The organism is Sporosarcina sp. P7 (assembly GCF_002743425.1).
GTDB lineage: Bacteria > Bacillota > Bacilli > Bacillales_A > Planococcaceae > Sporosarcina.
Map to the genome: position 1 here is coordinate 294,519 of NZ_PDZF01000002.1, position 24,667 is coordinate 319,185.

Consider the following 24,667-nt stretch of genomic DNA (forward strand, 5'->3'; position numbering starts at 1 on the left):
GATGTCGGAGTTTCGATATCTGCACGCCTTTTTCCAGTTATCGTTCTTCGTCAATGGTGAGCAATAAATTTAACATTTGGCCATCTTCAAATTGTACGGGAATTTTAAATGCTTGCTTGAAGCCATAAAACTTTGTTTGACCTGTCATGACAGTAGGAGGCGAAATATCTAGCGTCAGATCCGCTTTTTCCAATACTGTACATAGATTTCCTGCAATCATATTCCCGAGTTCTCCAGTAAATGACTCAGCCATTTCCCCTTCGATCTGCATACCGAACATGGCGAGGCCAATTCCACTAATAATGGAATGCGTAGGCTCTACAATTAAACGACCTTTAATATCTCCAATTAGACCGATCAACACACTGATTTCGCGTTGTTCGTACGGCTGTTGTATAAGGGCAGGGGATAGTACGTGGAATTTTAATGGAACTACAGTAGTGAGAGAAGCAATCGTTGCATTTAAAACTTTTTGTACATTTGTTGCTGTATCCATCTAAAGAAACACCCTTTCACGAATAGTTTGGTAGTGCAATCATATCACTAGGAGTATCTAAAAGACTAGACAAATTTTATGAAAGTAGCCACATCCTCACTATTCATTCGATTTCTTCAAGATTAGCTGTATACTGGTTCTTCTATTTAAAAAGTAATACTTATAAAGTAACTATCTATTTTTTCACGCATTAATGGTATGATGGGATGAGTTAAAATTGAAAGGACGACGATTATGTCTACAAACAATGAATTTTTACAGCAATCTGCTACATATGGACAAATTTTTTCCAACAATGAAGATGATGAACGCAAAGCAAAGACGACATTACTTGCTAATAAAATAATCGATAAAGAATATACGATTGCTTTTGCTGGACACTTTTCGGCAGGAAAGTCTTCGACAATTAATGCATTAACAGGAGACGATCTCTTACCGTCAAGCCCTATTCCGACAAGTGCGAATATTGTGAAGGTACATAAGGCGGATGAAGATTATGCTATTATCCATCGTGTGGATGGAAGTGCTGTGAAATTCAGCGGCCATGGGTTCTCTGAAGGTGTGAAAGCGTACAGTAAGGACGGGGCGGAAGTTTCATTGGTTGAAATCGGCCATACAGAATCCAAATTACCGGAAGGAATTACGGTAATGGATACACCAGGCGTAGACTCGACAGATGATGCACATAGACTATCGACGGAGTCTTCATTGCACTTAGCGGATCTTGTCTTCTATACGATGGATTACAACCATGTACAATCTGAAATGAACTTCCGGTTCACAAAAGAATTAATGCGCTATAATAGCAACGTTTATTTAATTATTAATCAGATCGATAAGCATCGCGACAGTGAATTATCATTCGATGAGTTCAAAAAGTCCGTCGAAGATTCGTTCAAGTTATGGGGGGTAGAACCAAAGGGGATTTTCTACACGTCATTGAAACAACTGGATCACCCACATAATGATTTTGAAAAAGTCAAAGCGATCGTTGATGGTTCGATCGAACACCGAGAAGAGAATTTCGAACAAAATATCGAGCAATCTTTATTAAAATTAAAAGATGAGCATATGAAATATCTTCAACAGCAAGTGGATGACTTGAAGGAGAATCATTCGGAAATCCTCAGCGAATCCGAGTGGGGGCAGTTTGAAGAGTTAAATCAAGATTTGAAGGATGCGAAAAAACGACTGGAATTAGTTTCGGGTGACGAATTCTATGTGAATTTCGAGAAAGAACGCAATGAATTATTGTCGAACGCAGGACTGGCGCCGTTTGAAACGAGAGAATTACTGAAAGACCATTTGGAAGCCAAGTCACCAAAATTCAAAGTAGGTTTACTATTTGGTGCGAAGAAGACAGCGGAAGAGCGCGAAAGACGTCGTCAAAAGCTAGATGATAACATTTCAGGTCTGGCGCATACACAAATCGAAATTTATATGAAAGCATTGATGAAGAGTTCATTGAAGCAAGCCGGAATCTTAACCGATGAGCGTTCACTGGCGATTGATAATATGGATCTGACACTACCGTTTGACAAAGTGGATGAGCAACTGCATGTACAAGAAGTGATCACTGGCGAAACCATTTTGAATTATGCAGAGCAAATGAAGCGTGCCATTCATTTAGTGTATAAACGTAAAACGGATAAATGGAAACAAGAGATGTCCGTCATCGCAAAAGAATCGGGTGGTGAGCAATCGGGACCTCTCGTTGAAACGATTGCTGTGCTGCAAGAGAAAGTAGATGCACTGAAAGAAATGAATAAGTGGCAAGAGCGTATGGAGTGGGTCGATAAAGAAATCGCCAATCCGTCTGCGCCTACACGTATGGGCCGCGATCAACTGGTTACGGAGTGGGAACAGCCTAAAAAAATCGAAACAATTGATTATGTAGCAAAAGTAGAAGAGCAAGAAACGACTGTTGAAGAAGTAGAAGAAGTAGTGGAAGAAGAACGTCAAATGGTCGATTCAGAAAAAGCGATCATACATGCACGGCATATCGCCGAATCGGTCGAGACGATTCCTGGATTTGCAGAAACGGCATCGTATTTGATGACGAAAGCAGACCGCCTAAAAGGACAGGAATTCACAGTTGCATTGTTTGGGGCATTCAGTGCAGGGAAATCTTCATTCTCTAACGCGTTGATTGGTGAAAAAGTGTTACCCGTTTCACCGAACCCTACAACGGCTGCGATCAACCGAATTCGTCCAGTAAGTGAAACCCACTTGCATAATACTGCGGATATCCACTTGAAGGATGAAGCAACGATGACAGAAGACGTAGCATTGTCGTTCGGTGCACTCGGTATCACGATTTCTTCGCTGGAAGATGCCTTCAATAAAACAGATATTGCTATGAAGCAACCACTTGAAGATGAGAACTTGCACATCCATAAGTCGTTCATCAGCGCATTCCAAAGAGGATACCCTCTTTATACGCCTGCACTAGGGACGACGTTGACAGTAGAGCGTGAAGAATTTACGAAATTCGTTGCACAAGAAGAACGTAGCTGTTTCGTCGATTCCATCGATTTCTTCTATGACTGTCCATTGACTCGCCACGGTATCACATTGGTGGATACACCGGGAGCGGATTCCATCAACGCGCGCCATACCGACGTAGCGTTTGAATATATTCGCAATGCCGATGCGATTCTATTCGTAACGTACTACAACCATGCATTCGCACGTGCTGATCGTGAATTCCTTATCCAGCTGGGCCGTGTGAAAGACGCATTCGAACTCGATAAAATGTTCTTCATCGTCAACGCGATTGATCTTGCATCAAATGAAGAAGAAAGCGAAGAAGTAAAAGGCTTCGTTGCCAATGAATTGCAGAAATTTGGAATTCGTAATCCACGGGTACATGGCATTTCAAGTCTCGAGGCACTAGAAGGCAAATTAACACAACAACCGAATCCATTGATGGTCGATTTTGAAGAGAAGTTTTATTCATTCCTCGAGCATGATTTGCGTGCGCAAGTCGTACAGGCACTGGAAGAAGAAACAACGAAAACGATCGATCGTCTAGCTTCATTGATCAACAGAACCATCCAAAACCGTTCACGTAAAGCAGAAAGACTGGAAGAGCTTGCGACTGCTGAATTAGCAATAAAAGAACGTTTTGAAAAGAGTGCAAGGAAGATCTTAGTGAAATCCACTCAAGATGAATTGAGTGAACTCGTCTACTATATTTTACAACGTGTATTCTTACGTTTCGGTGATTTCTTCAAAGAGGGGTATAGTCCATCCACTTTCGCGAAAAATTCATCGGATAAAGCCTTGAAAATCGCATTGGCGGAAACAGTCAATATGGTAGGCTTTGACTTGACACAGGAATTGAAAGTAACGAATTTGCGTATTCTTCAATACATGAAGAAACAATTGCTGGAACGTCAGCGTATGGAAGTTCGTTCACTAGCCGATATGGACCAGTCAATCGTGCCTTCGCCATACGAGCCGAATGATAAAGATATGTTGTCGTTTGAAACACCATATGAAGATCCAATGGTGTACAGCGCAGTGAATAAATCGTTCAAAAATCAAAAGTCGTTCTTTGAACGTGGCGATCGGGATATCTTGAAAGTGAAGCTGGAGGAAATATTGAAAAAAGATGCATCCAGCTATCTTGGCGATCAGAAAGAACGTATTGAAAAGTGGGCAGACTTATGGATTGAAGACGAAGCAGAAGCATTACGCGTTCATTTATTGCAGGAAAGTCTTGTACAAATTGAATCAGAGCGTACGTTGCTTGATGGTTCGGAGCAACTGGAACAATGGCAGAAAATCTATGAACAAATCCGTCAAGAGGAGTTGGTTCAATGACACAAGTGTTTGTATCTGTTCACGATATGGAGACAAGTCACGCAAAATGGATCGATGCGCGCTTTTCATTGCAAGATGAAAAGCGGGGAAAACTTGATTATCAAAAAGAACACGTAAAAGGCGCGATTCATTGGGATTTAGAAGAAGACTTATCCGGGACTTCTGTAGAAGGTGGACGTCATCCATTGCCTTCTGCTGAACAACTGACTGAACTGTTCCGTAAAAGTGGACTGGAACGTACAGATACGATTTTGATCTATGATGAGGGTGGCGGTCCATTCGCAACACGAGCTTGGTGGATGTTGCAGTATGGAGGTTTCACGAATGTATATGTCGTAACAGAAAGTTATACAGAATTACGCAAGATAGTAGACGTGACATCTGATCCTGCTACGCCTGTACGGTCGACGGTGAAACCAGATTGGCAAGAGCACCTATACGCTAGCAGAAGTGAAGTCGAAGAAGTTGTGGCGGGTAATCGACCGTCTCAACTTGTCGACGCACGCTCTGAAGTTCGCTACCGTGGGGAAAAAGAACCGCTCTACCATAAAGCAGGCCATATACCGACAGCGCGAAATTTCGATTGGGAACGATTGAAGCGAGACGGACAATATGATGTGCAGCACGCAAAAGAGCAATTACAACAGATTGTCACGCCTGAAGACGATGTCATCGTCTACTGCGGTAGCGGTGTAACGGCTTCCCCTTTATTCGCAGCACTTACAGAACTGGACTATCCAAATGTAAAACTATATGTCGGTAGTTTCAGTGACTGGATTTCCAAAGATGACGCACCGATTGAAACCGCAATAAGGGGTTGAAACAAGATGCAATTCGCATTGCTGGGAGATATTCATTCATCTAGGGAAGATTTGCAAGCAGTACTGGCACACATTGCTGATGAAGCACCTGAAGCAACTATCATCGGGACGGGCGATTTATATGAATGCACGGTCAGCAAAAAAGACCTTCATGGCCAGATGTATCCTACTGTCGAAGAAGTGATCAAACATCCTGATGGTATCGATGGGCTATTCAATTTTCCATCAATTTACGGCAATCAAGAAGAACGAATTCTGTTGCTGACAAAGCAGTCGGAACCTATACGGGACTTCTTGAACGACTTACCTGAAGCTCTAAAGATAGACACGGCAGTTGTCATCCATGGTCACCAATGGCCACATAACGAAGCAGAGGCGTGGCTTGCTGAGTATCTACCAGAGGTGCACCTGGTATTTCACGGACATACCCACCGATCAAGCTTCACGAGTGATGGACAATCTGTGCCGATTAGCTGGAACGACGAGCTGCCGGTTGTGGGATCTCGAAATATCGTTAACGTAGGTGCTGTAGTAGGCTTTAGAGAATGGGTATTATATGATTCTGAAAAACAAAATGTTAGATTTATGAAAGCATCAAAAGGCTGAGGGATTCATGTCTAGCTCGTTTAGTTGAGTGGTGAATAGTAAAATAACATGGGAAGCATCGCATTTTGCGGTGCTTTTTTATTTTTGAAATAGAAAAGGATGATGCGACCATGAGGAATGAATAAAGCACATGCATATAGTTGCAGTTGTGGAAGTTGAAAAATGATTTTAATTGATAGAAAATTTAGGTGAAGGGATTTGGAGATTTTCCGCTTTTTAATAGATAATGTAGTATTGGCTTATATCATCATCGAAGATACTCGGAAACCTTATACAAAGGAAGACGAAAAGCTAGAACCTCTTTGTTACGTAGATGAAGAAACTAAATATTGGAAATAGCTTTATACTGTTAGTATGATGGAGTTACTAAATAGATAGTAGGAGGCGTGTTGAAATGACAAAATATGAATTATCAAACGTGTGGAAGTGGGAAGTAGAGAATTCGAATAGTGGCGGTAATCGTCCGACAGCCGGTGAACGTTTTGAACAAAAACTACCAGTCGGAGAGGCACCGTTCCAACTCTATTCACTGGGAACGCCGAACGGTATTAAAGTGACGATTATGCTGGAAGAATTAAAAGAGTTGGATGTCGACGGTGCAGACTATAATTTGTATAAAATTAATATTGGTGCCGATGAACAATTTGGTTCAGATTTTGTCGAGATCAATCCTAATTCTAAGATCCCCGCCCTAGTCGATCAAAGTCAAAGTCCACGTGTGGAAGTTTTTGAATCAGGGTCGATTTTGCTTTACTTGGCTGAGAAATTTAATAAGCTGATCCCCACAGATATTCATGGACGGACAGAAACCCTTAATTGGCTATTCTGGCAAATTGGGTCGGGTCCATATGTTGGTGGAGGGTTTGGTCACTTTTTTGCTTACGCGCCAGAGCCTATGAAATATCCAATTGATCGTTTTACTATGGAAACGAAACGTCAATTAGACGTACTAGATAAAATATTAGCTCAGCGTTCTTATATCGCTGGTGATACCTATACGATTGCAGATATTGCGATATGGTCTTGGTACGGACGTTTAGCTTTAGGAAAATTGTATGAAGGCTCTTATGAATTTTTAAACATGGATGAATATACCCATCTCTTGGAATGGTCTCATCGCATTGCGAAACGACCAGGCGTTCAAAAAGGTCTTGCAGCAGAGTATCAGTCGATTGGGGAGTAGTTTCAAAAAAGACATGTGTTGATGCTTTACCTCTTGAAAATAGCAACAGCTTTTCCGTAATAGGTCGCTAAAAATTAAAAAAGATCAAGTGGTGAGTTTTTATTAAATGCAGGGAGGAAAAGGATGGTAAGGCAGCAGGATTTTACAGAAGGAAATATAATAAAACAACTCATGCTTTTTTCAGGACCCATTATGATAACAAATTTACTACAAGCATCCTATCAATTTATCGATAGCTTGTGGGTTGGGAATTTGATTGGTGCGGATGCACTTGGTGCTGTGGCTATTTCTGGGACAGTCGTCTTTACGGTTTTGTCATTCGTCATCGGCTTGAACAATGCCGCACTGACAATTTTATCCCAGCAAAAAGGCAGAGGTAGCGAGTCGGGCCTTCGGCGTTATTTGAATGCATTTGTCGTTCTGCTTTTCGGCATGTCCATCATGCTAGGTGTTGCAGGATTTATATTAGCGGAACCACTCTTGTTTTTACTTGGAACTCCCGAGGCGATGTTGGCGATGGGCGTTTCGTATTTACGAATTAATTTCATCGGGATCCTTTTCTTATTCGGCTATAATTTTATTGGTACCGTATTAAGATCGGTAGGCGATTCGAAGACACCGCTTTATTTTGTGTTAGCCGCAGTTATTTTGAACACAGTACTTGATCCTTTATTTATTTACGTCTTTGGATGGGGAGTTCAAGGCGCTGCCTATGCAACGATATTCTCACAGGGAATCGCATTTGCCGCTGGTGCTATTTATTCAGTGCGGAAAAGCCTGGTTCCATTCTCAAAACCGCATATTCCAGAGCGTCGGGAAGTACTCGATATATTGAAGTTGGGAATTCCTGCGGGTTTACAGATGAGCGTCATTTCGGCTGGTGTGATGGCAATCATGAGTGTAGTCGCATCATTCGGCCCGGCAGTTGTCGCGGGATACGGGGCGGCACAAAGATTGGATAGTTTGATTATGCTGCCGGCCCAAGCACTCGGAACTGCGGTCAATAGTATGGCGGGTCAAAATATCGGGGCGGGCAGATGGGACCGGGTTCATAGAATTACGTTGTACGGGTTTATATATAATTTGATTATCATGTTTGCAATCGCAATTCTTATCATCCTATTTGCAGATTATGGGATTAAGCTATTCATAACGGAACCGGAAGCCGCTGATTTTGGTAAAAACTATTTAAAGGTAATTGCATTATTTTATCCGTTCCTAGGCATTAATTTTGTTTTAAATGGGGCTGTCCGTGCGGCGGGCGCAATGTTCCAAGTGCTTGTGCTAAACATCATTTCTTTTTGGATTCTTCGTTTTCCCATTACGTACATATTGTCAGGCATCATGGGTGAGAAAGGAATTGCACTCGGGATGGGCGTCAGTTTTGTTATTAGTAGTATCGTCGCGTTTATGTATTACCGATATGGAAAATGGCGAGAAGCCGAAGCTTTCGGGGAATGAATCAAACGACTAGAGTGGAAGGTACTGGATATAGAAAGTATGAAGACCGATTCGTGAACCTAATTCAATCATTGCAATGGAATATGTATAGTGCTAAAACAGCGGGGGGGCTATGTTATATAGGTTCACGGAATACCGCGTTTAATGAGGTTGATATGCGGAATAAAAAACATGTAACGGACTATCATCTTGTCGAGAATTAGGAGGTCATACTCTTGCAAAGTACCCGGAGAGTAGGAATGATTTCTTTTGTTAGTCTACTTATAAGAATGGCTTTTCTTTGCCTTTTTATTTTTTCGGGTAGATTATTCATACCAATGCCACTTTATCCTTGTTCAGCGTAAAAAGACAAATTCGGGAGAGTATCACTTTATGTTTACCCACTAATTTTAGTCATCTACTTTTTGTTCTCCGCTCGTAAGATACACGTCCGGCTGCAGCACAGATCTACGGTCGCAACCACTTAATCCCCTGCAAGAAAGGTCGTCATGAAGCACGACCTTTACGAATAAAAATAAAGCACTAGCAGTACACTCTTTTAGTGACGGTTCTCACAAGATGACAAAACATCTCGCCCAGCTCATCCTTTTTGCTTTTTCTGCATCAAAATCGCTTGTCGCGCAAGCATATCTGCCGTCTTGTTTGTACTGTCGGCAATCCACTTAATAAAGAACAATTCAAACGTCGCTGCTAGTCTCAATGCCTCTTGCAAATAAGGTGCATACTGCGCGTTCTTTACAAATTCCTTCTCCATCGACTGCACGACCACCGTCGAATCCGAGCGCATCGACACCATGCCTGTTGTCAGCTTTGACGCCTCCTCAAGACCTCTCACAAGCGCTTGAAACTCCGCGTGATGATTATTCGTCGGCTCAATCGGCTCACTAATCCGCACGTCCTGACCTTCTCCTTTAATATACACACCAATTCCGCTCAACCCCGGATTACCTGCGCTTGCACCATCTATGTACACTTCCAACATAATATTTTTCGCTCCAATCTGGTAATGAATTGTAAAAAATGTGGAAACACTTGCAACATCCCGTCAGCCGACTTAAAATAGATAAAAGAAAGGTGGGAGTTCTTTTCTAATGAATAAAGTCGTTGTCATGAAAGAAATTAATCAATTGCTTGATATATATTGTGAAGGTTGTTACGTTAAAAAACAACTTACAAACGAACGCGGCAAAACAGGCGCTCACCAATTTTGTATTTCTGACTGTACAGTAGGAGATCAGCTACAATTCCTTGGGAGAGAAATTAACAAGATCAGTACTGCCTCCAAATAAATAATGAAAAAGCATCCCGCAACTGCGTGGATGCTTTGTTTATGTTATAAATTCAGCTGTCTATGTCGAGATGAGGTTACACTTCATCCTCAAGAGTCGATACGTTAGCCGCCTGTGGACCACGATTTCCTTCAATTACTTCAAAAGAAACTGTTTGACCTTCAGCCAGTGTTTTAAATCCATCTGTAGCAATTCCTGTGAAATGCACAAATACATCTTCACCATCATCTGCTTCGATAAACCCATACCCTTTGTCACTGCTGAACCACTTCACTTTACCTTGGTGCATAATAATTCCTCCTCGGCAATTAGAAATCCATCTCCACACGTAACGTGCAAGCCTACTACGGACAACTTACACAATACGGCTTCTTACACTATACATGAGTGGACCAAGCGTGTCAATGTTAGACGGAATACTCTGATTACTATTTAAAAATAGCGAGGAAAGTATTGGTTTTTGTCTGAATAGTATCTATAATGAAGAAAGATTCATTTTTACTATACTTATGGATTAGGTAAGGAAGTGTTGGAGTGAAAATTGTCATCACGCTTTTGCAAGTAGGATTTTTATACATACTCTTTCTAACAGGAAAATTTTTACACGCGAAACTCTCCATTCCGTTGCCAGGTAGTATTATCGGTTTGCTAGTGTTATGGGGACTGTTATCGATCAAAATCATCCCACTTCGCTGGGTGGAAAAAGGTGCATATGTATTTCTATCGACTTTGCCACTATATCTGATTCCCGCAACGGTTGGCGTGATGGATTATGGTCATGTGTTCGCAGGGAAAGGAAGTCTACTGATCTTGATTACAATCGGTAGTACATTTATCACGATGGTCGTAGCCAGTTTAGTCAGCCAATTTATGGCCAAGCGCAATGTGAAAGAGGAGGGGACTCTTTCATGAATACAGTTGTACTTGCCTTCACGATGATCTTATTCACGGTTATTCTTTATTTTGTGATGAATGCCGTCTACGTAAGGTTACGTTCGCCGTTTTTAGTACCCATCCTGACAACGACTATCGCAGTCATTGTATTGTTATCGTTATTCGACGCGTCTTATGAAACGTATATGGTAGGTGGTAAATGGATTGACGCGTTGCTTGGCCCTGCCATTGTCTCTCTTTGTATTCCACTCTATAAACAACGGGATGTCATCAAAAAGAATGTATTGCCTATCTTTGGTGGAGTCGTTGTTGGAGGTATTGTCGGAATGTTGACAGGTGTCCTAGCAGCAAGGTGGGTCGGATTTTCGACTGAACTTCTAGCGAGTATTTTACCGAAATCCATTACATCCCCAATTGCCATGCAAATAGCAGAAGAACTCGGTGGTATTCCTTCACTGGCGACGGTATTCGTTATTATCGCCGGTCTCGCTGGAATCCTTATGGGTCCTTGGATCAATCGCTGGTTCAAGATTGACACAGCGATTGGTCAGGGCATCGGTCTTGGAGTGGGAGCACACGCAATTGGAACATCTAAATCACTTGAGTACGGTGAACAAACGTCTTCCATGAGTTCAGTTGCCATGACGTTGTCAGCAATTATCGGTGCGCTTGCAGGCCCTCTATTCGGTATTTGGTTATTTCCATAGAAAAGCGGAATTCCTATTCAATTAGGAATCCCGCTTTTTTTAATGCTTCTTCTGCATCGCGTAGCTGTTCTATTCGTGGAGCGGAAATAGCGTGTAAATGAATCCCGCTATCATCCAAATTCAATAGATAAGGTGCTTGTGCTTGCTGGATCTGTTCGATGAACGTCTTGACTTCTTGCCGGTTCGATACCATGATCGATGCGCGCACATCGCCATACACAGGATGTTCAACTCGGACATCTCTTACGGTTACGCCGTGGTCGACTAAAATATGCAACTCTTCCTCTGTTTGTTCAGGAGAATGTTTACAGACGATGATTTTTTCCATGTCTTTTATTCTTTTAGTTGACTGTGTGTATAAATATCCTTGATTCGTCGCCATGATGGGTTCGTCTTTTGCTTTCAATAAATTAATATCACTGACGATTACTTGTCTGCTGACTTTTGTTAAGTCACCTAGTTCTGCACCCGTAACGGGATGATTAGCTTCTTTTAACGTTTGGAGAATCAAATTTCGACGCTGTTCTCCTGCCACTTTTGCTTTTGGTCGCAAATTTCTCACCTTCTATCTATAAAATATCTATCGGGGTTTGTGCTGTATGTGGTAATACCGCGACTTCAAGTAACGCGATTGCCAGTTGAGTGACATTTGCTCGCGTTGATGTCTCGCCAAATGAAATCCGAATGAATCCTTTCGCCAAGTGGGCGGGTATATTCATCGCGCTCATCGTCATAGATGACTGTTGCTGACCGACTTGGCAAGCACTGCCTGTCGACACCGCAAATCCTCTTCTATTTAATTCTAACATAATGAGCTGTCCTTCTGAATGGTTGGCGCATAGACCCATAATTTGCGGAAGTTGTTCAAATGTCTTTAGACTGCCATAGAAAGTGAATAAATCTTGCCGGGTGGAAAGTATATCCATAAAGAGAGTGCGTAATGTAGCGTACTTTACTTCATTGGGATTTGCCAGCTCAGCTGCCGTAACGAATGCAGCAATTCCTGGTACATTCACCGTTCCACCCCTAAATCCTTTCTCTTGTGTGGCCCCTGGAAATAGCGGAACTGCACGAATGTGTGGATTAATATAGACTGCGCCAACCCCTTTTGGACCGTGCACTTTATGGCTTGATATGGACAAGCTGTCTACATATGGAGAGATATCACGAACAGATAATTTACCGAATGATTGTACACAGTCACTATGCAAATAAATCCCTTTAGGTTTTACTAATTCAGATATGGATTGGATCGGTTGAATGGTACCGATTTCAGGATTGCAGTGTTGCACAGATACAACAGTCGTTTGTTCAGTAATGGCATTTTCAAGTGCTTGTAAATCGATGATACCTTTCGTTGTAAAAGGGATCATGGTGATATGGAAGCCTTGCCCTTCAAGGTACGCAGCAGCTGAATGCAAAGAAGGGTGTTCCGCGGCAGAAAGAATAATATGCTGTCCTTTTTTCTTTGCAGACTCAGCTAAAGATAGTAGTGCGAGCGTGTTACTTTCCGTACCGCCTGAAGTGAAGTATATCCCTTCAGGACGTACACCAAGAAGTGCAGATAGGTGTTGTCTGCTATGGGTCAAGATGTTTTGTGCAGCTCCTCCCGCATCGTGTAGGCTTGTCGTGTTGCCAAACTGTTGTTGAGAGATGGACACATAGACCGAGGCAGCTTCTTCACGAAGAGGTGTCGTGGCAGCGTAATCAAAGTAATGCAAATGAATGACCTCCTGCAAAAATTAATATATTCATCTTGTCATACAACTGTATATATGTAAAGATAGATGTAAAGACACTATGTCAAAAGAAGGGTCGTAGGAATACAGATGAATAGAATCAAATTGGTCTCAATGCTTGAACAGTTTTTCATAGAAGACGTGGGAGATGGTGATTTGTCGGCTAATTCATTATTTCCTGCAGACGCGATAGGTGAAATGCAAATCATCACTAAAACTTCGGGAGTATTTTGCGGGGGAGATGTCATCACGACAGGTTTTCAAGTGATGAATCCTTCTATAGAAGTCACGTGTCTCGTAGAAGACGGTGAAAGAATAACGGACAAGCAAATACTTGCGACTGTAAAAGGGCCTGTTAGAAGTCTATTGACCGCGGAACGAGTGATACTGAATTGTATCCAGCGAATGACTGCGATTGCAACGAAAACTGCTGACCTAACCGCTTTATTGTCGGGAACGAATACAAGAGTTTGTGATACACGCAAGACAGCACCCGGACTCCGCATGCTAGATAAATATGCAGTTCGTACAGGCGGTGGATTTAATCACCGCAACGGTTTATATGACGCGGTGATGCTAAAAGATAATCACTTGGCATATGCAGGTTCTATTATGAATGCCGTGCAACTACTGAGAACACGATTAGGTCATACGGTGAAAATAGAAGTAGAAATTGAATCACTAGCGCAACTCCAAGAAGCTATAGAGGCAAACGTGGATATTATTATGTTTGATAACCGAACGCCACAACAAATTACGGACTGGTTGCCATTAGTCCCCCCGGATATCATAACCGAAGCTTCCGGCATGATTACAGAAGACACCATCGCTTCGTATGGTGAGACGGGAATAGATTACATATCGGTTGGCGCACTGACACATTCCGTAATTGCAGCTGACATTAGTGCAACTATACAACTTACTACGCAGGAGGATGGAAGAATATGTCGATGATGGAACTTCTAAAAGAACAGGCAAACGCTATGTTGCCTGAACAATATAAACAGTATACGGTGAGTGAAATGGAAGAAAAAATTCGGGCCATTAAACAAACATTGGGAAACAAATTATTTATTCCTGGCCACCACTACCAGAAAAATGAAGTCATTCAATTTGCGGATGCTACGGGAGATTCTTTGCAATTAGCACAAATTTGCGCAGCAAACGAAAAAGCGGAACATATTGTGTTTTGCGGTGTGCACTTCATGGCGGAAACGGCGGACATTCTAACAACGGAAAATCAAAAAGTCTATTTGCCTGATATGCGTGCCGGTTGTTCGATGGCTGATATGGCGGACATTTTCCAAACGGAACGCGCATGGAAGGACTTGCAAGCGCGTTTTGGTGATACGATTCTGCCATTGACGTATGTCAATTCAACGGCAGCAATTAAAGCGTTCGTCGGCCGTAATGGTGGCGCGACAGTGACTTCGTCAAATGCGAAAGAAATCGTTCAATGGGCATTCACTCAGAAAAAACGAATTTTATTCTTACCTGATCAGCATTTAGGACGCAATACAGCGTATGGGCTCGGTGTGCCTCTTGATCATATGGCCGTATGGAATCCCATAACGGATACTCTCGAATACGATGGACAAAACGAAGAGTGTCAAGTGATATTATGGAAAGGGCATTGCTCGGTTCACGAGAACTTCACGGTAGAAAACATTCGTCAGTTACGTGAAAATGATTCTGATCGGCGTATTATCGTCCACCCGGAATGTTCACATGAAGTCGTGATGAAGTCTGATGACGCTGGTTCTACGAAGTATATTATTGATCAAATTGAAGCCGCGGCTCCTGGTACGAAATGGGCGATTGGCACGGAAATGAATTTGGTCAACCGCCTGACGGAAAATCATCCTGAGCAAGATATCATTTCCTTAAACCCTTTAATGTGTCCTTGTTTGACAATGAACCGTATCGATTTACCCCATTTACTATGGAGTTTGGAAAGTATCATGGAAGGCGCAGAGCAAAATATCATCAAAGTGGATGCAGTGACTTCCGCTGAAGCGATTGATGCGCTTAACCGTATGTTGCAACGAAACTAACGTAGCAGCGCTTGACAATTACTCTGAATATTGTATGATTGGGAAAATGATAGTGAATGTTGAAGAAGGACCAGTAGATAAATAGCATGTGTTAGAGAGCGGAATCCATCGGCTGGAAGTTTCCGTCGCAATGCCTTGTCGAACCTGCCTTTTGAGTCCTGTAAAAAACAGGCGCGGACCTTGGCGTTAAAAGGAAAGTGGGATTCGTGAAGACGAGTCCAATGATGGTGGCACCGCGGAAGTTACGTCCTTTCGTCCTGATTATATCGGGACGATTGGGCTTTTTTATTTTATAAATATAGATGATATGGAGAAATGGAAGGCGAATTCATATGAAAAGACAACGAATAGTTGTGAAAATCGGTAGCAGCTCGTTAACGAATGATAATGGAGAAATCGATCAGGTAAAATTCAATGATCATGTCGATGCCTTGGCGATGCTAAAAAACGTTGGACATGAAGTCATTGTTGTCTCTTCAGGAGCGGTGGCGGCAGGCTTTGCCCGTCTCGGTTATCCTACCCGTCCACAGACCATAAAAGGTAAACAAGCCGCAGCAGCAGTAGGGCAGAGCTTATTGATACAGTCCTATATTGAGAGGTTTAGCGCACATAAAGTCATTCCAGCTCAGATCTTATTGACGCGTCATGACTTTGCCGATCGCGATCGATACCGCAACGCATTTGCAGCGATGTCTGAATTACTTGATCGTGGCATTATGCCGATCATTAACGAAAATGATACAGTATCCATTGACGAGTTAACGTTTGGTGATAATGATATGCTATCCGCATTGGTCAGTGGTTTTCTACATGCGGATCAGTTGATTATCTTAACCGATGTCAACGGGATCTACACAAGTAATCCACGAACAGATCCAGACGCTGTACGATTGACTAAATTGGATGAAATCACGGATGAATTACTGGGTGGCGCTGACGATGTCGGCTCGAAAGTTGGTACAGGGGGCATGCGTTCGAAGATACTAGCTGCAAAAACCGCACACACGTTGGCAGTTCCGGTCTTCATCGGAACAGGACGCGGTCCATCAAAATTGCTGGATATTTTAAAAGGTCATGGAGACGGCACATATATTTCCAGTCCTGTTGCCCATACGATCAATACGAACCGCCAATGGATTGCCCTTCATTCCGAATCGACTGGACGTCTGTACGTGGATAAAGGGGCTGAAGAAGCCATTGTGCATAACGGACGCAGTTTATTACCTGCAGGTGTCTTTAAAGTACAGGGTGATTTTGGTATTGGAGAAGTGGTGGAAGTGTTTGGTTTAGATGGTTTGATCGGTAAAGGTGAAGTCACCTATTCGTCTGAGCAATTAAAGCAAACGATATCCGATAAGGATAAACTGGAAGAATCCAAACCGATGCTAGAAGTCATTCACCGGGACCGCTGGGTACAAGTATAATTAAAGGAGAGAAAATAGTATGAGTGAGATTAGAGATAAAGGCAAGGCGGCAAAAGAAGCGAGTATTGTGCTGAACGTAGCAACGACAGCAGAGAAAAACGATGCATTGCAGTTAATTGCTGATCAATTAATGAAAGAACAGGATCAATTGCTCGCTGAGAATAAAAAAGATATTAAAGAAGGTCGCGAAAAAGGAATTGACGCAGCTGTTCTCGATCGTATTTTATTGACGCCTGAACGCATTGAAGCTATGGCGGAAGGTGTTCGTCTACTAATTGATTTACAAGATCCAATTGGAGAAACGCTAGAGGAAATCTATAAGGAGAACGGATTACATATTGTCAAGAAGCGCGTGCCCATTGGTGTCATCGCCATGATTTATGAAGCGCGTCCGAATGTTACGATAGATGCTGCATCGTTGGCATTGAAAACAGGGAATGCGGTCGTGTTGCGTGGTAGCTCGTCCGCAAAATATTCCAATTTGGCCCTATGGCGTGTTATTCAACGCGGACTCGAAAAAAGTTCATTACCAGTCGATTCTGTTCAATTAATCGAAGACACGAGTCGAGAAACAGCAAAAGAATTGTTCACACTCAACGACTATTTAGATGTTTTGATTCCACGTGGCGGTGCGAAGTTAATCCAGACTGTTATCCGTGAATCTACGGTACCGGTGATTGAAACAGGGGCGGGGAACTGTCATGTATTTATTGATGAATCCGCAGATGAGAAAATGGCGATTGATATAGTAGTCAATGCCAAAACACAGCGTCCGTCGGTTTGTAACGCGATCGAAACCGTTCTGATCGATTCCAACTGGTTGTCGCAGTACGGAAAAAAATTGATCAACGCATTACAAGACCATGATGTTCAACTGCAAGGTGACGAGAAACTTCAGGCGTTTGATTCGAATATCGCTGCGGTTGAAGAAAATGATTGGTCAAGTGAATACCTGGACTTGACATTACGCGTAAAAAGCGTGGAAAATATACAGCAAGCACTCGATCATATTGCAACATATAGCACGAAGCATTCAGAAAGTATTATTACACAGACGGATGCACATGCTGAGCAATTTTTGAATAGCGTCGATGCGGCAGCTGTTTACGTTAATGCTTCCACTCGCTTTACGGATGGCTTTGAATTCGGATATGGTGCAGAAATAGGTATCAGTACACAAAAGCTTCACGCAAGAGGTCCAATGGGATTAGAGGCATTGACTTCTTCAAAATTTGTTATTCGGGGAACCGGGCAAATCAGATAATATGTAGGAGGGTTTATGTATGGCAAATGAAAAACATATTTTACATTTTGAAACTTCCGCACCAAAAGACAAGCCGGCAGCGGATGATCCACTTGCTTTCGGAACAATTTTCACTGATCACATGTTTGTGATGGACTATACAGATGGAACGGGATGGCATGATCCGCGTATTGAGCCGTATAAGCCGTTTCTGTTGGATCCAGCCGCTATCGTGTTGCATTATGGACAAACTGTTTTCGAAGGTTTGAAAGCTTATGTAAATGAAGACAAAGAAGTAGTTTTATTCCGTCCGGAGGAAAACATGAAACGGCTGAACCGTTCTAGTGATAGATTATGCATGCCGATGTTCGATGAGAAATTCGTATTAAGTGCACTAAAGGAATTGATTTCTCTTGAAAAAGATTGGATTCCCGATAGAGCAGGGACATCACTTTATGTGCGTCCTTTCATTTTCGCTACACAACCTTATTTAGGTGTAGCCCCTTCTAAAACGTACCGCCTAATGATTATTTTATCGCCGGTAGGTCCGTATTATAAAGAAGGAGTGAATCCTGTCAAGATTGCGGTTGAATCACAGTATGTCCGGGCCGCAGTAGGTGGTACAGGCTCTGCGAAAACAGCCGGTAACTATGCTGGGGCGATGAAAGCTCAAGAAGTTGCGGAAGCAGAAGGGTATTCGCAAGTTCTATGGCTTGATGCAAAAGAACATCGCTATATCGAAGAAGTAGGCGCGATGAATGTATTCTTCAAAATCAATGGAGAGATTATCACGCCAAGCCTCAATGGTAGTATTTTAGAAGGCATCACGCGCAAGTCCGTTATTGAGTTATTGATAGCTTGGGATATTCCCGTAACAGAACGTAAAGTGTCCATCGAGGAAATTATGGAAGCCAATCGCGCAGGCACGTTGGAAGAAGCGTTTGGGACAGGAACGGCCGCTGTTATTTCCCCCATAGGCGAACTGTTCTTTGAAGGCGAAAAATGCGAGATCAATCAGAATGAAATCGGTGAGCTTTCATTAAAACTTTATGAGACGATTACAGGCATCCAGACAGGAAAAGTAGAGGATCCATTTAACTGGGTTGTGCCGGTAGACTAATTTCCTTCACAAATAAGGTGGAATGGTCCGTGACAACTGCGGTGCTGTGAAGTACACTGTAAATAGTTTTGATTGAAGGGGAGTTTCCTGATGAACAAAAGTTTGAGCGTTCTATTCCTGGCAGTGATGCTATTTACAGTGACAGGATGCGGAAAAACGTCTTCCGCTCCGTCGAGTGCGGAAGATTTATTGAAGAAAGCGGAGCAAGCGATGAATGAATTGGAGTCTGTCCATGCCAATATCGCGTACGACGAAAGTAGCGTTACATCCGATCCTGCAAAACGGACAAGTAAAAATGTACAAGTTCAGGCGGATATTGAACAGAATCCATTGAAAATTTCAGAGGAAGTCGTCTGGAAAATTCCAAAACAAGGCGCGAAAAACATTCAACTATTTCGCCAAGGTGATGAATTAGCTATGCAAGAGACAGTTGAAACAGAAAAAAGTGAATGGCAAGAGCTAACAGAAAAGCAACGCACGGAATTACTTGGTGTGTGGGTGCCGTTTGTTTCGCCTGTAATGGACTTTTCGCTGTTAAAACCTTTCTTGCATGATGCAGAAATAGAAAAGATTGATTATGGCTATGCATTGCAGTTTTCACTATCCCCAGCTGATTATCGACAGTTGATGGAAGTGGTATCAGTGAATAGTCCGCAACCAGAAAAGTTTGTCCATACGCATGGCGGATTCCCTGTAGTGGAGAAACTGGATGTAGAGCTAACGGTAAATGAAAAAACGATGTTTGTGACGGGAATGAAGATGTCAGCGAATGTCACGAGTTATTTCGGCCGGGATTATATTCGATATAAGCAGAAACTCGATGCAAAGTATAGTTATTTTAATGATATCGATGCGATTTCCACACCGAAAGATGCGGAGATGTTCAAGTAATAGAAAAAATCCACACTGACCTACTGAAGGTTGGTGTGGATTTTTTGCTATATCTAGCTAAATCTTTAAAGTGGATTCTTTTTACCTTTAAATGACTGAAGCCGTTTGTGAATGGCGGCCATTCTAGTTTCTTCGCCTGCTTCTACAGGTGTGTAGAATTTGGAATTCACTAGGCTGTCAGGCATGTATTGTTGGTCTGTCCAACCGCCAAATGTCCCTACTGGCGTTGCGTGTGGGTAGACGTAGCCTCCATGACCGAGTGCAGCTGATCCGCTGTAGTGTGTGTCACGTAAATGCATAGGAATTTCCCCAGTTGGTTTTTCATGTAAGGTTTTTGTAGCCGCATCGATCGCTTTATAAGCGGAGTTTGATTTAGATGCTAAACACATTTCTATAATTGCCGTGGCAAGTGGAATACGGGCTTCTGGCATGCCGAGACGCTGTGCGGCGTCTGTAGCCGCAAGAACTCGGCTCCCTACATCCGGCGCTGCCAATCCGATATCTTCATAACTCATGACGAGCATGCGTCTTGTAACGGCAGTTAGATCCCCAATTTCAAGTAATTGGGCCAAATAATAAAGCGCCGCATCGACATCGCTGCCGCGTACACTTTTTTGCAAAGCGGATAATAAATTAAAATGATGTGAGCCCTTTTTGTCGCCTAGTAAACTAATCCTAGTTAATAATTGATCAAGTAATGCATCTTCAATAATAATTTTGCCATCCTCTTCATCACTTGCAGCAAGTAATGATTCAAGGAAAGTTAACGCTTTTCGCGCATCACCATTCACACCTTCTGAGATTTTCTCTAGTTGTTCCGTAGTGATGTCAATCGTTTCCTTACCAAGTCCTTTTTTCTCGTCTGTTAACGTACGCTCAAGTAATTTGAGTAAGTCAGTTGGTTGTAATCGCTTCAATTGAACGATTTCACCACAACGTGAACGAATAGCGGGATTGACGTCATGAAATGGATTTTCCGTTGTCGCGCCGATCAAGACAATCGAACCGCTTTCTACGTGAGGAAGTAGCGTATCTTGTTGCAATTTATTAAAACGATGGATTTCATCTAAGAATAGCAATACTTTACCTGTCATCCGCGCTTCTTTCACTACATCTTCAACATCTTTTTTGCCTGCTACTGTCGCATTCAACGCAATGAAAGGTAGTTTCGACGTACCCGCGATCGCGTAGGCTAGAGACGTTTTGCCAATGCCTGGTTCACCATATAATAAAAGAGACGGGACATGCCCGTTCTTGATCATCCGATATAAGGGAGTATGGTTGCCGATGACGTGGTCTTGTCCGATCACTTCATCAATCGTCTCGGGCCGCATACGAAAAGCCAAAGGTTCATTATGCATGTATATCCTCCTAGCGTACGTTTGTTCTTTCATTATACTGTAAAACATTAGTGAAGTCATTTGCAAGAACCAATGATACAATTATGCTATACTGATTTCAGCAATTTTAGTAAAGGACGATGCCCAATGAAAATATCCACTAAAGGCCGATACGGACTTACAGTAATAGTAGAATTAGGACGAAAATATGGAGAAGGTCCTGTGCCTTTGCGTAAAATCGCAGAAGAGCAAAATCTCTCCGAAGCATATTTGGAACAACTCATCCCACCTTTGCGCAACAGCGGAATGGTGAAAAGTGTCCGCGGGGCATACGGTGGCTATAAACTCGCCAAAGATCCTTCTGAAATTATGGCAGGTGACATAATCCGTTTGCTTGAAGGACCGATCCAATTAGTCGAAGGACTTGATGACGATGATATTCCGCAACGCGAACTATGGAAACGAATCGGAGATGCCATCCGAGGGGTATTAGATCATACGACGATTAAGGATTTAATTGAATTTGAAGATACGTCCACTATCGATGAATACATGTTCTATATTTAAAGGAGTTTAGCTATGAAACCAGCTATATATTTAGATTATGCTGCAACGACACCGATGCATCCAGTCGTATTGGAGCGATTCACGACTGCGTTGCAAGATACGTATGGTAATCCTTCAAGTACGCATCAATTGGGTCGTCACGCGAAGAAAGTGCTGGAAGATGCTCGCAAAACGTTAGCATCCTCGATCAATGCGTCACCCAATGAAATCATTCTTACTTCTGGAGGAACAGAAGCGGATAACTTAGCGATTTTTGGGTACGTACAGTCGGTGAAAACAGAAGGCAAACATATTATCACAACGGAAATCGAACATCATGCGGTGTTAAACCCGTGTAAACAACTGGAGTCACAAGGCTATAACGTGACTTATCTTTCACCTGACCGCAATGGGGTCATTACAGCAGAGCAAGTTCAGCATGCGTTAACAGATGAAACTATTTTGGTGTCTATTATGTACGGAAACAATGAAGTGGGAACGATCCAGCCGATTGCGGAGATCGGCCAGCTACTCTCGACACATCAGACCGTCTTCCACACAGATGCGGTGCAAGCTTACGGTACGTGCCAACTCGATGTTGAAGAGTTGCAAGTCGATTTATTGTCAGTTTCAGCACATAAATTGAATGGACCCAAAGGCATCGGCTTTCTTTATCAGCGAAATGGCAAGGTGCTGTCGAGCCAAGTACTCGGAGGTTCACAAGAGAAGAAACGCCGCGCAGGTACAGAAAACGTACCAGCTGCAGTTGCATTTGCAGAGGCGGTATCCATTGCCGAGCAATCAAAACTACTAAAACAAAAAAACTATTCTACGTATAAACAAAAAATGGCGGAAGTCTTTGAGAAACAGCAAATCGATTTCCGACCGACCATTCCCCACGCAGTAGCATCTTTACCGCATATTTATCATGTATCGTTTCCAGGCACCGATGTGGAGACATTTTTGATGAGCTTGGATTTAGAAGGCATAGCTGTATCAAGCGGTTCCGCTTGTACTGCAGGGTCATTTGAACCGTCACATGTCGTAACAGCTATGTTTGGTACAGAATCAGATAAAGCTAGGAACTCAATCCGCATTAGTTTCGGCTATGACTTGGATGAGGCCATTATAGAAGAAGCAGCAAATCGAATCGCAAGTGTAGTCAAACGACTAGTGAAATGAATTAAGTAAAGGATGAACAATATGACAACGAAAAAAGCACCTGCCGATACACGTGTAGTCATTGGAATGTCAGGCGGAGTGGACTCTTCGGTTGCGGCATTACTCTTAAAACAACAAGGTTATGAAGTGATTGGAATCTTCATGAAAAACTGGGATGACACGGACGAATCGGGACATTGTACCGCGACAGAAGATTTCGAAGATGTACGCAGTGTCTGTGATCAGATCGGCATTCCGTATTACTCTGTTAATTTTGAAAAACAATATTGGGATAAAGTATTCACGTATTTTCTTGATGAATATAAAAAAGGCCGCACACCAAATCCTGATGTAATGTGTAATAAAGAAATTAAATTCAAAGCATTCCTCGAACACGCAAAAAGTCTAGGTGCCGATTATTTGGCGACTGGACATTATGCACAAGTCGTAGAACGCGAAAGCGGTGTAGCGATGCTCCGTGGTGTAGACAATAATAAAGATCAAACCTACTTCTTAAATCAATTAACACAAGAACAACTTCAGCAAGTACTATTTCCTCTAGGTCATATGGAGAAAAGTGAAGTCCGTGAAATCGCGGAACAAGCAGGTCTCGCAACTGCGAAGAAAAAAGATTCAACGGGTATCTGTTTCATCGGCGAGCGCAATTTTAAGGAATTCCTTGGGGAGTACTTACCTGCACGTCCAGGCGAGATGCAGACAATGGCCGGAGTGAAGATGGGCACGCATGACGGACTCATGTATCACACAATTGGACAGCGTCACGGTCTAGGCATTGGTGGAGCTGGAGAACCTTGGTTTGCGGTTGGTAAAGACTTGGAACGCAATGTGTTGCTAGTTGAACAAGGCTTCTATCACGACACATTATTCTCAACTAGTTTACAAGCAACCGATATGAATATTTGTACACCGAAAGAATTACCGGAGACATTCACGTGTACAGCTAAATTCCGTTATCGTCAGCCGGATACGAAAGTTACTGTGCAGTTAGTTGGTGATGAAGCGATCGTCACTTTCGATGAACCAGTTCGCGCAGTCACGCCAGGACAAGCTGTCGTGTTGTATGACGGTGATGAGTGCCTAGGTGGCGGGACAATCAATGAAGTATATAAAGATGGCAAGAAACTGACGTACGTCGGATAAGGAGGCAACAGCATGTCGATACATCAAGATGCGATTAAAGAAATGCAAGAAGGCAATTATGAGAAAGCGATTGAGCTTTTCATGAAAGCAGTAGAAGAAAATCCGGAAGAGCCTACAGGCTATATCAATATTGGAAACATTTTTGCATCGCTTGGAGACGCCGAGCAGGCGGAACCATTTTTCCAAAAAGCGTTGACGCTTGATGAAAATGCAGGAACCGCTTTTTATGGACTGGCGAATCTGTATTACAATCAAGAGCGCTTTGAAGAAGCAGCAAAATTATATGAAAAAGCCATCAATACAGGATTGGATTCTGCGGATGCCTATTTTATGCTCGGTAAAAGTATAGAACAAACAGGTAATGACCGCTTAGCATTGCCTTATTTGCAACGTGCCGTTGAATTAAATCCTGACGATCAGGAAGTGGCATTGTCGTATGGGATTTTACTAGCTAAGCTCGAATTATTTAAAGAAGCTAAGCCCGTATTCGAATCCATTTTGGCAGTGGCTCCTGATCATGCGGATAGCCATTATAATTTGGGCGTTTTATATGCCGTTTCAACAGAAGACAAAACAAGTGCACTATCACACTTAGAGCAAGCCTTCACTGCGGAACCTGACCATACCCAGGCGCGTTATTTATTCGATATGATCAAGCTTGGGGAACAGGGCGAGTAATACAGTAGGTGAAAAGGAGGGAGAC

The 24,667-nt window shown here is 42.6% G+C and carries 24 protein-coding genes; 18 read left to right on the forward strand and 6 right to left on the reverse strand.

From position 1 onward, the window contains the following. Positions 1 to 37: 37 nt before the first annotated feature. Positions 38 to 496, reverse strand: coding sequence for a chemotaxis protein CheX (locus tag CSV60_RS04075; RefSeq protein WP_099636045.1), 459 nt, complete (start codon positions 494 to 496; stop codon positions 38 to 40). 234 nt (positions 497 to 730) lie between these two features. Between CSV60_RS04075 and CSV60_RS04080 the strand changes: the two genes are divergently transcribed. The 5 genes from CSV60_RS04080 to CSV60_RS04100 all read left to right on the forward strand — a co-directional run bounded on the left by CSV60_RS04080 (position 731) and on the right by CSV60_RS04100 (position 8,395). Further along, complete coding sequence (locus CSV60_RS04080) at positions 731 to 4,324, forward strand: dynamin family protein (RefSeq protein WP_099636046.1); 3,594 nt, start codon at positions 731 to 733, stop codon at positions 4,322 to 4,324. Continuing rightward, complete coding sequence (locus CSV60_RS04085) at positions 4,321 to 5,145, forward strand: sulfurtransferase (protein ID WP_099636047.1); 825 nt, start codon at positions 4,321 to 4,323, stop codon at positions 5,143 to 5,145. Before CSV60_RS04080 ends, CSV60_RS04085 begins: the two co-directional genes overlap by 4 nt. 6 nt (positions 5,146 to 5,151) lie before the next feature. After that, entirely contained in the window at positions 5,152 to 5,751 is a 600-nt protein-coding gene (locus CSV60_RS04090; protein ID WP_099636048.1) for a metallophosphoesterase family protein, read from the forward strand. Positions 5,752 to 6,145: 394 nt separating this feature from the next. Beyond that, positions 6,146 to 6,934 (forward strand): glutathione-dependent disulfide-bond oxidoreductase, encoded by a 789-nt coding sequence (yghU, locus tag CSV60_RS04095; RefSeq protein WP_099636049.1) that lies wholly within the window; start codon positions 6,146 to 6,148, stop codon positions 6,932 to 6,934. A gap of 123 nt (positions 6,935 to 7,057) precedes the next feature. Further along, on the forward strand, positions 7,058 to 8,395 hold the full coding sequence (locus CSV60_RS04100) for an MATE family efflux transporter (protein ID WP_099636050.1): 1,338 nt from the start codon (positions 7,058 to 7,060) through the stop codon (positions 8,393 to 8,395). 580 nt (positions 8,396 to 8,975) lie between these two features. Here the strand turns inward: CSV60_RS04100 and CSV60_RS04110 are convergent. After that, complete coding sequence (locus tag CSV60_RS04110) at positions 8,976 to 9,377, reverse strand: reverse transcriptase-like protein (protein WP_099636052.1); 402 nt, start codon at positions 9,375 to 9,377, stop codon at positions 8,976 to 8,978. 109 nt (positions 9,378 to 9,486) lie between these two features. Here CSV60_RS04110 and CSV60_RS04115 point away from each other — a divergent pair, with 109 nt between their 5' ends. Further along, positions 9,487 to 9,684, forward strand: coding sequence for a zinc-finger domain-containing protein (locus tag CSV60_RS04115; RefSeq protein WP_085133446.1), 198 nt, complete (start codon positions 9,487 to 9,489; stop codon positions 9,682 to 9,684). 76 nt (positions 9,685 to 9,760) lie between these two features. Here CSV60_RS04115 and CSV60_RS04120 read toward each other — a convergent pair whose 3' ends face one another. After that, the gene (locus tag CSV60_RS04120) at positions 9,761 to 9,973 is read right to left on the reverse strand and encodes a cold-shock protein (RefSeq protein WP_083035681.1); all 213 of its coding nucleotides are present in this window, start codon (positions 9,971 to 9,973) and stop codon (positions 9,761 to 9,763) included. Between the two features lie 245 nt (positions 9,974 to 10,218). On the opposite strand from CSV60_RS04120, the gene CSV60_RS04125 reads away from it, so the two are divergent. Both CSV60_RS04125 and CSV60_RS04130 read left to right on the forward strand, forming a co-directional pair. Continuing rightward, complete coding sequence (locus CSV60_RS04125) at positions 10,219 to 10,596, forward strand: CidA/LrgA family holin-like protein (protein WP_099636053.1); 378 nt, start codon at positions 10,219 to 10,221, stop codon at positions 10,594 to 10,596. Then, entirely contained in the window at positions 10,593 to 11,285 is a 693-nt protein-coding gene (locus CSV60_RS04130) for an LrgB family protein (RefSeq protein ID WP_099636054.1), read from the forward strand. The genes CSV60_RS04125 and CSV60_RS04130 overlap by 4 nt, the downstream gene beginning before the upstream one ends. A gap of 13 nt (positions 11,286 to 11,298) precedes the next feature. Here CSV60_RS04130 and CSV60_RS04135 read toward each other — a convergent pair whose 3' ends face one another. Both CSV60_RS04135 and CSV60_RS04140 read right to left on the reverse strand, forming a co-directional pair. Beyond that, positions 11,299 to 11,838 (reverse strand): transcription repressor NadR, encoded by a 540-nt coding sequence (locus CSV60_RS04135; protein ID WP_099636055.1) that lies wholly within the window; start codon positions 11,836 to 11,838, stop codon positions 11,299 to 11,301. A gap of 16 nt (positions 11,839 to 11,854) precedes the next feature. Then, the gene (locus CSV60_RS04140) at positions 11,855 to 13,006 is read right to left on the reverse strand and encodes an IscS subfamily cysteine desulfurase (RefSeq protein WP_099636056.1); all 1,152 of its coding nucleotides are present in this window, start codon (positions 13,004 to 13,006) and stop codon (positions 11,855 to 11,857) included. Positions 13,007 to 13,114: 108 nt separating this feature from the next. Here CSV60_RS04140 and nadC point away from each other — a divergent pair, with 108 nt between their 5' ends. From nadC to CSV60_RS04170, 6 genes are all read left to right on the forward strand, one after another. Further along, entirely contained in the window at positions 13,115 to 13,978 is an 864-nt protein-coding gene (gene nadC / locus CSV60_RS04145; RefSeq protein WP_099636057.1) for a carboxylating nicotinate-nucleotide diphosphorylase, read from the forward strand. Further along, positions 13,969 to 15,078, forward strand: a complete 1,110-nt coding sequence (gene nadA, locus CSV60_RS04150; protein ID WP_099636058.1) for a quinolinate synthase NadA — start codon at positions 13,969 to 13,971, stop codon at positions 15,076 to 15,078. Before nadC ends, nadA begins: the two co-directional genes overlap by 10 nt. Before the next feature lie 332 nt (positions 15,079 to 15,410). After that, positions 15,411 to 16,502 (forward strand): glutamate 5-kinase, encoded by a 1,092-nt coding sequence (gene proB, locus CSV60_RS04155; RefSeq protein WP_099636059.1) that lies wholly within the window; start codon positions 15,411 to 15,413, stop codon positions 16,500 to 16,502. Positions 16,503 to 16,521: 19 nt separating this feature from the next. Next, positions 16,522 to 17,766 (forward strand): glutamate-5-semialdehyde dehydrogenase, encoded by a 1,245-nt coding sequence (locus CSV60_RS04160; protein ID WP_099636060.1) that lies wholly within the window; start codon positions 16,522 to 16,524, stop codon positions 17,764 to 17,766. A 19-nt stretch (positions 17,767 to 17,785) separates the two neighbouring features. Further along, positions 17,786 to 18,865, forward strand: coding sequence for a branched-chain amino acid aminotransferase (locus tag CSV60_RS04165; RefSeq protein WP_099636061.1), 1,080 nt, complete (start codon positions 17,786 to 17,788; stop codon positions 18,863 to 18,865). 90 nt (positions 18,866 to 18,955) lie between these two features. Further along, positions 18,956 to 19,756 carry a DUF6612 family protein gene (locus CSV60_RS04170; RefSeq protein ID WP_099636062.1) on the forward strand — a complete coding sequence of 267 codons (801 nt, stop codon included), beginning with the start codon at positions 18,956 to 18,958 and terminating at the stop codon, positions 19,754 to 19,756. A 65-nt stretch (positions 19,757 to 19,821) separates the two neighbouring features. Here the strand turns inward: CSV60_RS04170 and CSV60_RS04175 are convergent, their stop codons facing one another. Further along, positions 19,822 to 21,117, reverse strand: coding sequence for a replication-associated recombination protein A (locus tag CSV60_RS04175; protein ID WP_099636063.1), 1,296 nt, complete (start codon positions 21,115 to 21,117; stop codon positions 19,822 to 19,824). Positions 21,118 to 21,243: 126 nt separating this feature from the next. Here CSV60_RS04175 and cymR point away from each other — a divergent pair, with 126 nt between their 5' ends. From cymR to CSV60_RS04195, 4 genes are read left to right on the forward strand one after another with little or no spacing between them, the layout of a single operon-like run. Then, the gene (gene cymR, locus CSV60_RS04180; RefSeq protein ID WP_099636064.1) at positions 21,244 to 21,663 is read left to right on the forward strand and encodes a cysteine metabolism transcriptional regulator CymR; all 420 of its coding nucleotides are present in this window, start codon (positions 21,244 to 21,246) and stop codon (positions 21,661 to 21,663) included. A gap of 12 nt (positions 21,664 to 21,675) precedes the next feature. Continuing rightward, complete coding sequence (locus CSV60_RS04185) at positions 21,676 to 22,824, forward strand: cysteine desulfurase family protein (RefSeq protein WP_099636065.1); 1,149 nt, start codon at positions 21,676 to 21,678, stop codon at positions 22,822 to 22,824. A gap of 21 nt (positions 22,825 to 22,845) precedes the next feature. Further along, the gene (mnmA, locus tag CSV60_RS04190) at positions 22,846 to 23,964 is read left to right on the forward strand and encodes a tRNA 2-thiouridine(34) synthase MnmA (protein WP_099636066.1); all 1,119 of its coding nucleotides are present in this window, start codon (positions 22,846 to 22,848) and stop codon (positions 23,962 to 23,964) included. Between the two features lie 12 nt (positions 23,965 to 23,976). Continuing rightward, a complete protein-coding gene (locus CSV60_RS04195) occupies positions 23,977 to 24,642 on the forward strand; it encodes a tetratricopeptide repeat protein (RefSeq protein ID WP_099631622.1) in 666 nt (221 codons plus the stop codon). Positions 24,643 to 24,667: the final 25 nt, after the last annotated feature.